Source organism: Bacillota bacterium (genome assembly GCA_023511485.1).
In the GTDB taxonomy this organism is placed as follows: Bacteria; Actinomycetota; Aquicultoria; order Aquicultorales; family Aquicultoraceae; genus CADDYS01.
In genome coordinates this window covers 1-15,365 of the sequence record JAIMBH010000015.1, presented here as the reverse complement: position 1 = coordinate 15,365, position 15,365 = coordinate 1, and the positions used below count along the sequence as shown (strand labels likewise).

General features: G+C 45.7%; 12 protein-coding genes. 7 read left to right on the top strand and 5 right to left on the bottom strand.

Features of this window, described 5'->3' with window-relative positions; all coding sequences use genetic code 11:
• Positions 1 to 25 precede the first annotated feature (25 nt).
• Positions 26 to 2,035, top strand: a complete 2,010-nt coding sequence (locus K6T91_06410; GenBank protein MCL6472430.1) for an O-antigen ligase family protein — start codon at positions 26 to 28, stop codon at positions 2,033 to 2,035.
• A gap of 5 nt (positions 2,036 to 2,040) precedes the next feature.
• Here K6T91_06410 and K6T91_06405 read toward each other — a convergent pair whose 3' ends face one another.
• The 5 genes from K6T91_06405 to K6T91_06385 form a co-directional block, all read right to left on the bottom strand.
• The gene (locus K6T91_06405; GenBank protein MCL6472429.1) at positions 2,041 to 3,387 is read right to left on the bottom strand and encodes a sensor domain-containing diguanylate cyclase; all 1,347 of its coding nucleotides are present in this window, start codon (positions 3,385 to 3,387) and stop codon (positions 2,041 to 2,043) included.
• Positions 3,388 to 3,795: 408 nt separating this feature from the next.
• Positions 3,796 to 5,688: a ferrous iron transport protein B gene (gene feoB / locus K6T91_06400; protein MCL6472428.1), complete on the bottom strand. Its 1,893-nt coding sequence runs from the start codon at positions 5,686 to 5,688 to the stop codon at positions 3,796 to 3,798.
• Positions 5,657 to 5,911, bottom strand: a complete 255-nt coding sequence (locus tag K6T91_06395; protein ID MCL6472427.1) for a ferrous iron transport protein A — start codon at positions 5,909 to 5,911, stop codon at positions 5,657 to 5,659. Before K6T91_06395 ends, feoB begins: the two co-directional genes overlap by 32 nt.
• Before the next feature lie 77 nt (positions 5,912 to 5,988).
• Positions 5,989 to 6,420, bottom strand: coding sequence for a transcriptional repressor (locus K6T91_06390; GenBank protein ID MCL6472426.1), 432 nt, complete (start codon positions 6,418 to 6,420; stop codon positions 5,989 to 5,991).
• 140 nt (positions 6,421 to 6,560) lie between these two features.
• Positions 6,561 to 7,100: a peptidylprolyl isomerase gene (locus K6T91_06385; protein ID MCL6472425.1), complete on the bottom strand. Its 540-nt coding sequence runs from the start codon at positions 7,098 to 7,100 to the stop codon at positions 6,561 to 6,563.
• A 465-nt stretch (positions 7,101 to 7,565) separates the two neighbouring features.
• On the opposite strand from K6T91_06385, the gene K6T91_06380 reads away from it, so the two are divergent.
• The 6 genes from K6T91_06380 to K6T91_06355 form a co-directional block, all read left to right on the top strand.
• Positions 7,566 to 8,228 (top strand): tetratricopeptide repeat protein, encoded by a 663-nt coding sequence (locus K6T91_06380; protein ID MCL6472424.1) that lies wholly within the window; start codon positions 7,566 to 7,568, stop codon positions 8,226 to 8,228.
• A gap of 46 nt (positions 8,229 to 8,274) precedes the next feature.
• On the top strand, positions 8,275 to 9,741 hold the full coding sequence (locus tag K6T91_06375; protein ID MCL6472423.1) for a 6-bladed beta-propeller: 1,467 nt from the start codon (positions 8,275 to 8,277) through the stop codon (positions 9,739 to 9,741).
• Between the two features lie 446 nt (positions 9,742 to 10,187).
• Entirely contained in the window at positions 10,188 to 11,648 is a 1,461-nt protein-coding gene (locus K6T91_06370; protein MCL6472422.1) for a hypothetical protein, read from the top strand.
• A gap of 36 nt (positions 11,649 to 11,684) precedes the next feature.
• Positions 11,685 to 12,359 carry a hypothetical protein gene (locus K6T91_06365; GenBank protein MCL6472421.1) on the top strand — a complete coding sequence of 225 codons (675 nt, stop codon included), beginning with the start codon at positions 11,685 to 11,687 and terminating at the stop codon, positions 12,357 to 12,359.
• A gap of 228 nt (positions 12,360 to 12,587) precedes the next feature.
• Entirely contained in the window at positions 12,588 to 14,342 is a 1,755-nt protein-coding gene (locus tag K6T91_06360) for a fused MFS/spermidine synthase (GenBank protein MCL6472420.1), read from the top strand.
• Between the two features lie 760 nt (positions 14,343 to 15,102).
• The coding region (locus tag K6T91_06355) for a hypothetical protein (protein MCL6472419.1) at positions 15,103 to 15,365 on the top strand (263 nt) is incomplete at its 3' end.

Below are 15,365 nucleotides of genomic sequence, written 5' to 3'. Positions count from 1 at the left end.
TCAAATTATCTTTTAAGGACATATCATGGGAAAAAAGACTAGGTATGCGGATAGCAATAACTTATTTAACGACCCGTTAGCGCTAGCTGTCGTTGTGATATTGGCCCTTTTACCTATAGTCATGTTTCCTTATAGCTTTGATATGTACGCTCTACCAAAGGTAACCTTTCTCTATATAGCAACAACAGTTTTGATCGTAGGTTTCACCGCCCGTGCGATAAAGGCCGGAAAACTTTTGCTCTACAGGTCGGTTTTTGATATTCCTATTGCACTGCTTTTACTGGTTTCTACCTTGTCGCTAGTATTTTCTGACATGCCCATACTTGGGATAATCGGCAAATACCAACAATACGAGACACTGCCCGCCCTTTTTTGTTATGCGATAATTTATTTTATAGTAGTCCAGCTCGTAAGAGATGAGAAATCATTTGAGCGCGTGCTTAAGGTGATGACGATTGGTTTTATACCGGTAGCCATCTACGGTCTGTTGCAGGCTGCGGGACTTGATTTTCCGAATGTCTTTCGCTTTGAAACCCGCGTACACTCAAGCCTCGGCAATCCTGTACTGTTTGGAGCCTATTTAGTTATTATGCTGCCGCTTCTCCTTAGCCTTGCAAGAAATTCTAATGAGGAAAGGTGGCGTTTGCTTGCCTGGACCCTTATAGTAATCGGAATAATCGATCTTATATTTACAGAATCAAGAGGTGCGTGGCTTGGGATCTCGGTAGCAGCCGTTGCGGTATTTATAAGATGGAGAGGCAACATCGCACTTAGCAAACGCATGAAAACAAGCCGGGCTAAATCCTCCATCCAAAGTAAAAACAGGATGCGAACAGTTGGGCTGGTCTTGGTTATTGCTGTTTTGCTGATAACTTCCCTTATCGCCATCCCTGGCAATTATTTAAAAAGCCGACTTGTTTCAACTTTTAGCTTTTCGGAAGGTTTAGCGGCAAATCGAATAGAGACCTGGAGAGCATCACTTAAAATGATAGCCGATAAACCCCTTCTGGGATATGGTCCTGAACAGATGAACGATTGGATGCCTCTGTACAAAGCAGAGAAATATGCTTCTGATTCGCCGCGTATGCTTACAGAACACGCACACAATGATTTTTTGCAAGCCGCACTTAGTGGTGGCATACCCGGAATGCTGCTTTACGTCTGGATGTTTATCATGGCGATCCTTGGGCTTTTCAGAAATAAGATGGCATTTCGAACATCCTATATGACAGGTCTATTCGGTGCTATAATCGGCTACCTTGCGCAGGCTCAGACCGGCATTACTGCTGTTTTTTTGACACCATTAATTTGGTCCTTGCTGGGAATTGCGGGCAATATCAAGTATCCGACTAAAGAGAAAAAAGTGATAGTGATGCCTGGCTGGCTTAAGCTAAAACCAGCCACACCGGCTTTGGTGATAGTCTCTGTTTTAGTCGTTTTATTTACAGCCAAACCGGTACTTGCTGATTACTACATCTATAAAGGAGAAGAGCTTGCCAGGTCATCCCCAGATCAAGCGGTTTCATACTTCGAACGTGCCTTGGCTCTTGACCCTTACCAGACAGAATACAGGAAAGATGCAGTAGAGTTTTATTTAAGCTATGCCTCGCTTTATAATAGTACTATTTACGCACGTCAAGCCTTATTAATTGCAGACCAAGGCCTGATTTATAACAAAAGAAGCTTTGAGTTAACCTACTATGCTGGCGAGGCCAATTTAGTAGCCTATGAGATAACCGAGGATAGAACCAACCTTGTGCAGGCAAAAAAATATTACAAGCAAGCAGAAAATCTATGGCCAAGCCTTATACTTACGAAAAAAAGACTCCTTGAGGTTGCAAATCGTGAAAATGACTCAAGTAGTGCGATAGCGATTGCCGAGGAGCTAGAAAAACTGGGAGATAAAGACCCAAGAACATATCTTATCCTTGCAACCAATGCACAAAAAAACGGCGATACCAAAAAAGCAGAGCGATATTTTAGGAAAGTTGAGGAACTTAATCCCGATTTTTTACTTAAGAAAAGAGGAGGCTAGGTTTTCTATTTTGAAGCCCCGGTATCTTCATAGCAGCAGACCAGGTTTTTTCCTCGCTGCTTACAGATATAAAGGGCAGTACTTACTGCATTCATCAATTCGTCGCAATTTTTACCCAGGCATGGAAACTCCGCTATCCCGATACTAACCGAGAGTCTGAACTCTTGTCCGCCTTCTCTAATTACTAAATCGCTAACTTCACGCTTAATGCGGTTTGCAAGAATGGATGCCTGGCTGCAACTGGTGCTTGGCAGGAGCATGACAAACTCATCTCCGCCATATCTGGCCTTGTAGTCGGTCTGGCGCGAACAGCTTTTTAAAACATCTGCGACTTTCTTTAAGACCCAGTCTCCCTTCGAGTAGCCAAAATAGTTGTTGACAAAATCAAGACCGTCTACATCCATGAGAAGTATTGCAAATCCTCCGCCGTATCTTTTTGCTCTTGCCATCTCCGCCTCTAGGGTAGTAAAGAAGTGACGGCTGTTGTAAAGCCCAGTTAAGTTATCAGTAACAGTAAGCTCTTCGTTTTTCTCAAGGAGCATTGCTTTCTGAAGAGCTAGCGATGCCAGCCCAGCATATGCAGAAAATAAAGATAACTCCTGTTCGGAGAAATTCCTTAGCTTAAAATCACCGGCAAATAGAAGCCCTATCACCTCGGAATCTTGCTTCAGCGAGGTAGCAAGAACAGAAACCGTTCCTTCATTCATTACGGGGTTATCAAAAAGAGGCTCCTCGTTAATATTTTGGATAATCATTGGAGTATCCTCATCTAGGAGCTGCTCTGTAATTCCGCCAGGCTGAAGTTCCCAGCTCTTCACATTAATTGTTTTTGAGTAGCCTGCCACTCCAGCAAGGTGGCATGTCTCATCTCTCTCGCTAAAGATTATCAAGGTGCCAGCAGCACAACCAACTACTTTAAGAGCATTTTCCACAATCGCCTGGTAAAGTTCCCGGCTATCCTGCATTGTGCCAAACTCATCTGAAGCGGCAAGTATGCTATCAAGTTTATCGCTTGCATTTATTCCGTTTACAACAAGCCCTTTTATGACATCAGCTGCTTTACCGCGAACTACCTGGACTTTGCTAAGTTCCTTAACAGAACCTATATCGATCTGTCCGTCTGACGTGTCAACAATAACGTCGACATTACCAATTGCCGGTAGCTGTCCAATGCTTTCAAATAAGGGAATGTTTAGTTCCTGGGCGATCGAAGTGCTGGACGAATCGGAGCGGGGGTCGCAAAACCCAACCACATTAATCGTTGGACACTTGCAAAGCGTAGATAAAATATCCGCTGCCTCACTTCCGGCGCCTATAACTGCTACATTTGTTGCGTCTTTGTGCTTCATCACTGGTAACCCCCTGCTAGCTTCCGGATTACTGCTTAAAGAAATTATCGTCTACTATATTAAAATCTTTAGCAATGCAAATACTAATACGTTCGCTTGAGAGTATAGCCTATCCTTTTTGCAGCATAGTTTCGCCTAAGCAAAAAGCCTAGCTTCTCTTGAGAATACAGAAGCTAGGCTTTATAAGCAAGTAGGTATAAAACTACGGCAACCAGTGTTCCTAGCTACCCACCTACCTGGACAAGTGGCAGCTGCTGCAGCCACCACTGCATGAGGCAAAACCCGGCAGTCCTGCCATACACCGAGGGCAGACAGTGATAAGAGGATTGTTAGTTTTAAACCCACACCTGTTACAGACCTTCTCTATTTCTTTTGCCTCTTTGGGCTTTACTATTTCACATTTCATCTAAATCACCTTACCAAAATCTGCGCAAGCACTCCACCAAGACCAAAAGCTAAAACCCAGCTTCCGATCCAGATTGGCACCGCTTGCCTTGCCCCGCGCTCTTTAAATAGTATCATCAGCGAAGCTATACAGGGCACAAAGAGTGTGATAGTAACCAGCGCTACAACCGTTTGCATTGGGGCTAAATGCATCCCGAAAAGACCGGCTGCACCGAAGTCTCGCCTAACAAGACCCATTACAAAAGCTGTTGCCGCCTCTTTTGGAAGCTTTAACCAGCCAGTAGTAATCGGCTCCCAGAGATTCTGCCAGACATTAAGCAATCCGGTGACCTGCATCACCGACACGATAAGTGCACCGACAAAAAACCAGGGGGTGGCCTCTTTCATGAATGCATACGTGCGGGTGATAGCTTTCCTAGCCACATTGTTTGGCCTCGGCAGGCGCAGTGGCGGAAGGTCGATTAGAAGCGGCGAAGATTTTCCCGGCAGCCATTTTGAAAGAACGGTTCCAACCGTCACGAGAACCAGAAAGATTATGCTAGCGTAAAGCAGTATATATGGTCCCCCTATTGCAGCCAGAAGAACTGTAATTACCCCAAGCTGTGCAGAGCAGGGAATAGCCCACTGGAGTATCGCAGTTGCAATCGTCTTCTCCCGCTCGGTACCGAGAAGTCTTGTCGTTATGGTCGCCATGGTGACACAGCCAAAGCCCAGAATTATCGGTACAACCGCCCTACCGTTTAACCCGATGGCGTTAAGTGCCCTATCAACCAAAGTAGCCAACCTAGGCAAATAACCCGAGTCCTCCATCAAGGCAAGAGCCAGATAGAAACCTAAAACCAGAGGCAAGAGCAAGCCCAAGAGGTAGGTCACTGTCATCGTCAAAACGCCGAACTCGCCGATAAGTATTGTTCCAAGTGCGGTCTTCTGGCTTATAATCGGCTCAACGATGCCCCTTATGAAGGGCTCCCATTGCCCCTGCATTATCTGTTCTTCAGTTACTCCAACGATTATTTGCGCTATGAGAACTCCAACAAGCTCATACAGACCGTAGAGTACAAGCGCAAGAATAGGGATGCCCGCTATTGGGTTCAAAACAAGCCGGCCGATTTTTTGCCGAATAGTCTCAGATATTCTCGTCTCGCTTACAACATGGTTGACAATATCGTTTACCCGCTCGCGGCGCCTTACATATATCTCCTCCCGATCGGTTCCAGGAGATATGCCATGTCTTGCGGCAACATATGGGTCGCCCTCTAAAACCATAAGAGCTTCCGGTTGGGAGCCGACTCGTGAGAGCATCTCGTGAAGTTTCTTATGCAGAAACGGGTCCTGACGCCCTTCCCTGGCCTCCGTAAGAGCCGCTTCTACATCGGCCAAGCCCTGCTTCTTAACCGCAGCCGTAGGAATTACCGGCACTCCCAAAAGGTCAGAGAGTAAATCTACATCTATCTTCAACCCTTGTTCTTGAGCTTCATCCATAAAGTTAAGAGCCACTATAAGCGGCAGGCCCATATCTATAAGCTGCAGTGTTAGAAAAAGGTCTCGCTCGATGTGCACTGCATCGATCACATTTACAACTTTATCGGCGCTTAATATTATATCCCGTGCAACGATCTCCTCGTCATTAAACGACGAGACGCCATAGATTCCTGGAGTGTCGATTATGGCGCTATCTTTGTAGCGTGCCTGGGATATTTCGATTGTGGTTCCCGGATAGTTAGACACATCGGCATATAAACCCGAGAAGTAATTAAAGAAAACAGACTTTCCAACATTCGGGTTACCCACGAGGACGATTTTCTGGCAATCCTGCGGCACGTCAAGCGCCAGTGAGCCGGTATGGCAGTGCCCTCCATGTGTAGTTTTAACCCCGGCCGTGTCTATGTCTCTTGGCATGACTGCCCCTCCTCTCGATTTCGATCGTACATGCAAGGGCGCGGCCGATTGCAATTTCCTGCCGGTTCTTTCGCAGAACCACCGGTCCGAAGGGGATTTTGCTATGGCAAACGACGGTACTTCCTTCACCTATACCAAATCTGATAAACTGTGTTTTTGCCATGCTATCAGGAATCCTTTTTATGATAACCTCTTCACCGGTCCTTATCTGATCAAGACACATCTTATCCTCCTTTGAGATTGCGACTCTATCTCAGCCAAACTTTAAAAAATATATGCGAATATGCGAATATCCAGCACCTATTCAGCACTGCAATTTTTACAGTAACCGTAGATATTTAAATTGTGTCCAATTGGCTTAAAAGCTGCCTTCTCGCAGGCCCAATCCTGCAATTGTTCTATTAGCGGCTCTTCGAACTCCTGCACTGAGCCACACCTGATGCAGATGAGGTGGTCGTGGTGCGCATGCCCCGCCGTATGCTCGTATACCGAACGGCCATCGCCAAGATCGATTTTCTCAACCAAACCGCTTTCAACCAGCAGATCTAAGGTGCGATAAACCGTTGCCCGAGAAGCCTTGCTCCCCTTGCCTTTTAAAATTTTCAAAAGCTCTTCAGCATCCAGATGCTCGTGGTTAGAGAAAACCTCATCTGCAATACACTGCCGCTCTGGCGTAAAATACAATCCCCTAGCCTCGATATAGCTTTTAAACTGCGTTGTTTCGGCTCTCATAAATCACCTTTTATTGAGACTGTATCTCAATACTACTTGCTTTTGCTCACCATGTCAACTGAATTTTCAACCAGTTTTTATATTTTTTTCGCCAGCGACGGGAGTATTCGCCTGGTGGCCCACTTTACAGTTTTAAGGTTTTATCTCTCCTCGATATAGACCTTATTCATAACATCGCCAACCCGTATCTGGTCCACGACATCCATGCCCTCTGTCACCTGGCCAAAAACGGTATACTGGCCATCCAGCCTTGGCTGATCGGAAAGGCAGATATAGAACTGACTGCCCGCACTATCAATGCTCTTTGCATTGTGAGCCATAGCAACGGTTCCTCTTAAATGAGGAGCATCGTTTATCTCAGCCTTTATGGTATATCCAGGGCCTCCAAACCCATCATTAGAGGGGTCGTTATCTCTGCTGTTTGGGTCGCCGCCTTGAATGACAAAACCAGGCTCATAGCGGTGCCACTTAATACCGTTAAAAAATCCTGAGTTGGCAAGTTTTATAAAATTTTTAACGGTATTGGGCGCCTTGTGTGAAAAGAGCTGAAACACAATTCTGCCTTTGTTTGTTTCGATAACGGCATACTGCTTCTTAGATGTATCAAGAGAATCTTGACTTTTGCTTGCCTGTTCAGACGACTCTTTGCGCTCCTCACCGGGTTGGGAGGCCGGCTGCATAGCGCCTTTGTCCTTACTTGCCTGCCTACCTGAACTGCCGCCCTGGGATGAACATCCGACTGCCAGAATAAGCAATGCAATAACAATAACCGCCAATAAGATTAACCCATGCTTGATCTGTCTCATAATTACCTCCCGTTAATACTAGTGCATAACCATAATACTAAGGTGGCGCGTAATTTTAAACCCAGCTACTAGAAATTGAAATATTGCAGGCTGCAATGTAGCGTTGAGCTGCAAGCTTTAGCCCTGCCTAGCAGCCTTTTGTGTCTGGACCGCAGTTCTTAATTTTATATCTTTATCTTGACTCTTTGTTACATGCAGCGATCAACCTGTTAGTTAACCATCTGCTAACTGGTTATCTTGCCTCTAAAAAACCTCTATGTTATTATTTGAATCGTTATTTTTTTGCTTCGCTTTGTGAAAAGGGTCACCTCTGGCAATTAAAGCTTGAAAGGAAGTAGCATGGAAGGCAACCTAAGAAAGGTATTGATCTACCTAACAATCCTCTTAACCCTTGGAATTATAATCATACTTGGATTGATGCTAAAGGATGTCTTTTTCGCTAGCTCTAAACCCCGAAACCCGGCCGAACAAGCATATGATGTCGCAAAGGCCTTGGTTGCTAAGAACCCAAAAAACCCGGACTATCTTTTCAGGCTTGCCAAGGCAGAAGCCGATTTAAACAGAACCCAGGATGCGATAGGGCACCTAAAAAAAGCTATAGACCTACAGCCTGCCGCACCGATGCTTCACTACACATTGGCTCAGATATATAAGGATTTAAACCAGGAAAGCAATGCCATTAAAGAACTGAAAGAAGAGTTAAGGGTTACCGAGCTTAGAAATGAGCTGGCCTGGTATGACCTTGGCGTTATAATGAATAAGAGAAAGGATTACAACCAAGCAGTTGCTTGCCTCACAAGGGCACTGCAAAGGATGGATAGTAGCGCGGATGCTCATTATGAGCTGGGTAAAGCGTATGAAGGTCTTGGCAAGTACGACCTTGCATTGAAGGAATATGATGAGGCGTTAAGATTTATACCCGACCATGCTGAGGCTCAACGAGCAATTGAAGAACTAGAGGCAAAGAATTTAAACAAAAACTCTACAAAGAACAATAAGTAAAAACAATAAATAACATTATCGGCGCTTCACAGCTAGGAGGCATAAGTTGGTTAGAACTAGAACACTGATAATCCTGGTAACAATATTACTGCTGACGCTAGGACTCCTTATATTCTTTTACTTCTATGTATTAAACAACTCGACTGAAAAGGTGCAAAGCGAAGGCATGACCCATCTTTTCAGCATCTATGGTTGGGGCGACCGGCCAGATGAGCTACTAAAAAGACCAACAGGAGTTGCAACCGATGGTAAGGGCAACATATATGTCACTCTACCCAGTAGGGGCAAAGTCGTCGTCTTTGATAGAAATGGCAACTATGTGCGCTCTTTTGGAAGCCGCGGCATGGCGCCGGGCTCGCTGCGCGGTCCATTAGGGATTGCTGTTGATGCCCAGAGAAACCGTGTCTATGTCGCAGATAGGGCGCGTTTCCGGTTGGTTATCTTTAACCTTCAGGGTAAGTACATAAGCGAGACTACACTCATGTCTCCGGTACAACCGGTTGTTGCCAAAGACCGCGTCTACCTAACAACTTTTGGCCCGATCGCGATTCTAAGCCTTGACGGAAAGATACTCGATACCTGGGGTGCTAGAAGCCGAATGGTAGGCGGCTTCGACTACGCCCATGGCATATGCGTTGATAGCCATGGGAATATATTCGTATCAGACACCAACAATACGCGGTTAGTCTGTCTTAACAAAAAAGGTGATGTCCTCTGGATAAGAGGTAACCCGCCAAAAGGTGTTCTCGACCCAAAGAAGGGCCTGAACCTCCCAGCTGGTATGGCAATAGACGAAAAAGACCGCCTGTATGTGGTAGATGCCTTTGACTATGCAATCAAGGTTTATAACACTAGGGGCAAAGAGATAGCCAAGTTTGGTGGAAGTTCGGGTAACCTTGAGGGACAGTTTAACATGCCGGATGGTATCTGTTACCTCGGCAACAAGACGTTTGCAATCGCAGATAAGTTTAACGACCGAGTCCAGGTAGTAAAGCTTACTATTCCTGGGGAAGAGAGTCCATTTGATAACTTCCCGTGGTGGGTGCTGCTTTTCATACCGCTTCTGATGCTCTTGCTGCGCCGCAAGAAGTTTATCGCCAATGAGGACTTCGTTGAGCTCGTCATTTCCGATCAAAAGCTAAGGCTTCTAACCCAGGTTGCAAAAAATATCCAGGTAAGCCAGGAAGTATTCGACAGGTTTGCAGATTATGAGGAAGACACGTTAAAGTTTGTTGACATAGCAAACGTAAGAAAGTACTCAAAAGACGAAATCGAAAAACTAATGGAAAAATATGGAGTTGAAGAGAACACCGCAAGCTTTCTCGTGCTGGCCAGGAAGAGGTTTTTTGAGAAGATAAAGTTTGATTCATTTACGCTTGCATTTGAAGATAGTAAAGTGCGTGAGATCTTAGAGGAAAACGGTAAAAAACCGCCTAAGATGATAAGCTACAAAGAATTTATTGAAAAATACGACGTGCAGGAGGATGAAAAGAGCGTCCTTTTGCACAACTAGACCTAAAGCTAAAAAGCGGGCATAAAGGGCCCGCTTTTTCTTTTTCGTGCTTTCCTTCCCAAATGGCCTTGAATATCACCTCGTCTTTCATTAGCCAGGGCTGCATGCAAGAGCTGGAAAAGAATGTGAAAATTTTTTCAATAATCGCTTGACTTCTATGTAATTATGGGATAGGTTTAGATTGTGAACGTATAAACAAGCTGGGCAAAACGAAACACCAAGCCACCCTTTGCCTACCTGCTCCTTGACAAAAATATAATATAAAGAGACCTAAGTAATCCCTTGGCGTGTAAAAGCTCTAATTAGCGATTTGTCGTAAAAGACTACAAATTTTTTTCGCCTAGGGTATACCCCTAGGGGGTAATGTGGAGACTATCTAGCAGCATAAATTCTTCCACCTCTTGCAGATTTTCAAGCTTACTTCACTATGAAAGGAGGTGAAAAAGATGAAAAAGGCCTTGATTTTGATGACGGCTATATTGCTTGTTTTTGCCATGACCAGTATAGCAATCGCCGCTCAGGAAAACCCTCCGGCCGATGGTAAAGGTAATATCCGTGCCAATGACTATAGTCTAAGCGGCAAGGATTGGGCCCAGAGGTCTCAGGGCGCAACTGTGACAATCGATGGAGTAGATCAGGTTTATGCTGGCGCTACCAGTAGCGTCCACCCGTACGGAACCTGGAACAGCCCATACACCTTAGGCGTTGACGGTTACAACTACAATGACGCCCAGGATTATACCGATAACGGTACTCTGGTAAACAAAGACGGTACCCCTGGAGACATCACCAACGCATCTCAGGCTGTCTTTACTTCAGGTCCACACGGTGGTTACCTCACCTCTACCCACAGGTGCCGTGAGTGCCACGCGGTTCACCGTGCGGCCGGTAAGTTCAAGTTAACAAGAGGCGATTCCCGCTATGAAGCATGTGATTGGTGTCACGGCACAGGAGCCGGCTCTGGTTTTAACATCCAGATGGACAACGACGATAACTACACAACTGAGTACAACGTCGGTCACACCATGGGCTTTGGTATCGATAACGGTAAGTGGAAAGCTCCAGATGATACCTATCCAGCATATACTCCAAACTACTGGATCGGTGGATTCTCTTGCTTTGACTGCCACAGCCCGCATGCTAACCCGCAGAGAATCATGGGGTTTGACCAGAACGGTAACCCGATCGCATCGATTGTAGATACTGAGAACGGCGCAGTTTACAATATCGGTAACCCCGGACATGATATGTTTACTTCCGGCGGAAAAGGGTTCGCCGGCGATGACCCGAGCAAACTAGCGAGGGGCGCATATCTCGTACCGGCTCTTGGCATCTCATTGCCAAAGGCAAAACCATATTATCTGGCCGGTAGCTGGCTACTCATCAAAGACCCGGATCGCGAGATGTCGCAGAATACCAACGTAACGGTTCAAAGCCCGATTACAACTTACGACCCACTTGGCTTAACAGCGCCAATGGGAACCATTGATATCGGCGGTGGCTACAGACGCGACCCGGACATAACAATTACTGCTGGTCAGGAGATTCCAGACGCCGTAACCGACAAACTCTATGAGTTTGACACCGATACCGCTTACCCGATCAACAAGGTTCCGACAGACTGGAACAACCCGGTCGGAAGCGCGAGCCTCTGGGATGAGCAGTTCGGGCCGGGAATGCCGCCTGCAAATCAGAACTATGGTTACACTGTAAGGAACCCGTTCTGCAGATCTCTCATACTTGATGAGTTCTGTACTGACTGCCATGACGGCAACTCTGGCTTCCACACCATACAGGCTCCGCAGTACAGCGAGGATCGTGCCCTTAGAAACCAGGGCAATGCAGGCGATAACTGGAAAGGCAACTACGACATAGCATATGGCCACGACTCCAACGTCAGGCACTGAAGCCGCAGCATGAGGTTTAATCCGGAGGATGACCAATTGGGCGGCCCGAGATGCCGTAACTGCCACAGAGGTTCAAGCGGCTGTGGTGGATGCCATAATACAAGTGGCGGTGTCAATCCATCTCTGGCGCTAACGAAGCAGGAGCAAGAGGCTGAAGCAGCGGATAACACCCGGACCGACATTACGCAGTTCTTCATGATGGCGATGGGCGATCCGAACCACACTCAGTACAAAGCCTATACGATGTATAATCTGACAAGAAACGCTAATGGCGACCCGGTCAACGATATCTCGTTAGCTTACAGCGATACAAACCTCAAGACCCAAATCATCAAAGTATCCCGCAAAGTTAATTGGGGTGCTCCAGGAAGCGACTGGAGAACTAATCCGGGCGTGTCTTCGTCTACCTGTTCTGATGATGGTCTCAGCTGGCCACACCGAACCCTTGGTTACATGATGCTCAAGGACGATCTATTCGGTATCGATGTAGTCGGCAACACCGACGGAACATCACAGGCCATTGGACCAAATCAGATCAGACAGTTTGGCGGCCTAAACGCCAAGACGCATGATATTGACAGCGTCTGTCTGGATTGTCACAACCCGACCACTTGGGCTGGCGGTGGAGCAGGCGTAGAAGGACATACCGACACGCCAGGCACTACTGCTGATGACAAGTACGATGATGTAATCCTAAGAGGATTACCGTAGCGTTTACTAACTTACAAAGGATTGCAAACAAAGAGGCAAGGGATAACAGAGGCCCGTATCGTACGGGCCTCTCCTATTCTGCATCTGGCGGTGGCTTGGCTTGCTTAAGTATTTCAAATCTCTTCTGCGAAAGCATTGTTTTGTTGCAGAAACACCGTTTGCATAAAGGCAGAGCAGCCGTTTTTTTGCATTTTTTATAACTTCATGCACGCAAGGAGGTGTTAGTGATTGGCAAAGTTACATACGAAAAGCAAATCATCAAGACCAAAGCCCTCCATTAAAGAAATAGCAGTCAGGCAAGCTGCTGATAAACAAAAAACAGCAACCGCCCGTGCCCGTAAAACAGCGGTATTTGCATTCGCATTCTCGGGAATGGCAGCTCTCATTTACGAGGTGATCTGGACGAGAGAGCTCTCACTGATTTTCGGTTCGACGGTTTATGCGGTTTCCATGATGCTTACCGCTTTTATGTCTGGACTTTCTCTGGGTGCGTTTGCCGGTGGCAGATGGGCAGATAAAAGCAAGAATCTTTTTGCTTTGTTTGGTAAGCTTGAACTTGGCATAGCGATATTTGGTCTGCTTACAATACCGCTGATTCAAGTGCTTCCAACGCTGTACTTTTTTGTCTACAACACTACAAGGCCTGGCTTCTTTTTATTCTTCTTCTTCCAGTTGCTTCTATCGTTTCTTATTATGCTCATCCCAACAACATTTATGGGCGCGACCTTTCCAGTCGTTGCAAAAATTAATACTGCCTCTATCGAAGAACTTGGCAATGATGTAGGTAATGTCTATTCGATCAACACGGTAGGCTCAATTATCGGTTCTTTGGGCTCTGGATTTTTGCTGATTCCTTTAATCGGCATAAAAGGAACTACCTTTGTTGCGGCGGGCTTAAATCTTTTCGTCTCGCTGACAATGATCATCGTCTCAAAATCATCCGTCGCCAGGAGATCTTTTATGGCCGGAGCCGCTATCCTGGTTATTGTAGGAACTTCTGCAGCAGCAATCCACCAGCCGGCAATCACTCATAACTTTTACCGCATTGCAGATTACCAAACGTATGATGAATATAAAGAGTATATGAAAAACATTAATACCCTTTTCTTTGCCGACGACATTCATGGTCGGGTTTCTGTCTTTGAAGTACCAGGCGGTGAGAGGTCTCTTGTAAACGATGGAAAAATTGAGGGATCCAACACACAATACGACCGCCAGGTCACATCGCTTCTTGCACTCATCCCGATTATGAGCACAAGGGGCGCTAAATCCGTGCTTGTAATCGGGCTTGGTACCGGCCTGACTGCGCATGCCGCTCTTTCTGAGCCTGGTGTCCGGGTCGACATAGTTGAGATAAATAGATCGGTTCTTCAAGCATCGCGCTATTTTGTTGGCGACTCTGTCGAGAAAAACCGCCGGGTGCAGCTTTTCTTTAACGATGCGCGGAACTATCTTTTTGTAACCGATAAAAAATATGACGTCATAACTTCTGAGCCAAGTTATCCTGTCTCAACCCATGTGTCTCACCTTTTTACAAAAGAGTTCTTTGAGCTTGCCGCCAAACGACTCAACAATGGAGGCGTCTATTGCCAGTGGATCCCCCGGTATATCATGAAGAACGAAGATATGCTTATGATGTTTAAAACTTTCTCCTCAGTATTTCCGCAGACGTATGTCTGGGGAGCCAACTATGGGGCAAATGAGGCACAAGACGTCATGCTTGTTGGCGTAAATGGAGACAGAAACCTTAACGTTAAAGAAATCGAGAGAGCTGTGCGGGAGGCTTCCCAAAGTAGATTATCGTTTGATCAGCTTCAGTTTAGCTTCTTCGCCGATCCATCGGCAGTCCGCAAACTCGTCTGCGGGACACTTCCCAGCGGTAAGCCTATCCCTATAAATACCGATGACCGCCCAATTCTTGAATTTGTTGCCCCCAGAAACCATATTGAGTTCTTTGATCAGGGCGCAAACGGCTTTTTCTAAAACAGACCTGCCCTTACACTACGGGGTATAATTTGCATTCCTTGCCGCCAAAATACCCACCGTAAGCTTGCTGGGAATTTGTCTGTTCCAACGCCATTCTTGTAACACCACAGCTTTACAGAACTTGGGAAACCCCATTATTATTATAAATACCTATATCTAACATGCGGTTATTACCTACGCTAATTATTGTTAGATGATTATTTTATGCTATAAATTAACTATCATAACTATAACAATAGTAATAATTGCTAGCACTATACACTTATATACCCCCTGGGGGCATACTATAAAGTTACGCTTGCTTATTTGTAAAACAATGCACCCTACCTGCTACTAGTGCTAGGTTGATTTTTACCATAGAGGCTCAAATCTTAATATTTCGTAATTTTCCTAATTTTACCTTTGACATACGGCAATGCGCTTGCTATACTCTAATTGTGAATTACTAAACAAGCTAAGCCACCACACCTGTTGCTGCTTAGCTTAATCCATCGCTCCTTAAACTGTATCGGTTCTTTTTAGGCGCTAAAGCATGGCGGCCTACCAATAGCGTTGTTCTATTAGTATAAGGCAATAGATTGCTATACTTAATTGCTATACTTAGTGATTGTTAGCACAATAACTATACTAGTTCTTTGATAACTGAATAAAAATACCTTTTAAAATACCCTTTGACCAACCTTTTATGCATAGCAAAGGTTAACCTTACTATGCCGTATAGGATAGGCTTACTTTAAAACGAAAGGAGGTGAAAAAGATGAAAAAAGGTTTAGTCATCCTGATGGCTATAGCGTTTCTCTTTGCCATGACCAGCCTAGCAGTAGCCAAGCAGGAGAACCCTCCAGCAGATGGTAAGGGTAATATCGTTGCTAATGAGTATGACCTAAGCGGCAAGGACTACAACGAGAAGGTGCAGGGTTCATCGGTCAGGCTGTACCCCGGTGCTACCAGTAGCGTCCACCCGTACGGAACCTGGAACAGCCCATACACCTTAGGCGTTGACGGTTACAACTACAATGA

Coding starts and splice junctions, on each gene's coding strand:
- K6T91_06410 (MCL6472430.1), top strand. CDS start 26: ATGGGAAAAAAGACTAGGTATGCGGATAGCAATAACTTATTTAACGAC.
- feoB (MCL6472428.1), bottom strand. CDS start 5,688: ATGCCAAGAGACATAGACACGGCCGGGGTTAAAACTACACATGGAGGG.
- K6T91_06395 (MCL6472427.1), bottom strand. CDS start 5,911: ATGTGTCTTGATCAGATAAGGACCGGTGAAGAGGTTATCATAAAAAGG.
- K6T91_06390 (MCL6472426.1), bottom strand. CDS start 6,420: ATGAGAGCCGAAACAACGCAGTTTAAAAGCTATATCGAGGCTAGGGGA.
- K6T91_06385 (MCL6472425.1), bottom strand. CDS start 7,100: ATGCAGCCGGCCTCCCAACCCGGTGAGGAGCGCAAAGAGTCGTCTGAA.
- K6T91_06380 (MCL6472424.1), top strand. CDS start 7,566: ATGGAAGGCAACCTAAGAAAGGTATTGATCTACCTAACAATCCTCTTA.
- K6T91_06370 (MCL6472422.1), top strand. CDS start 10,188: ATGAAAAAGGCCTTGATTTTGATGACGGCTATATTGCTTGTTTTTGCC.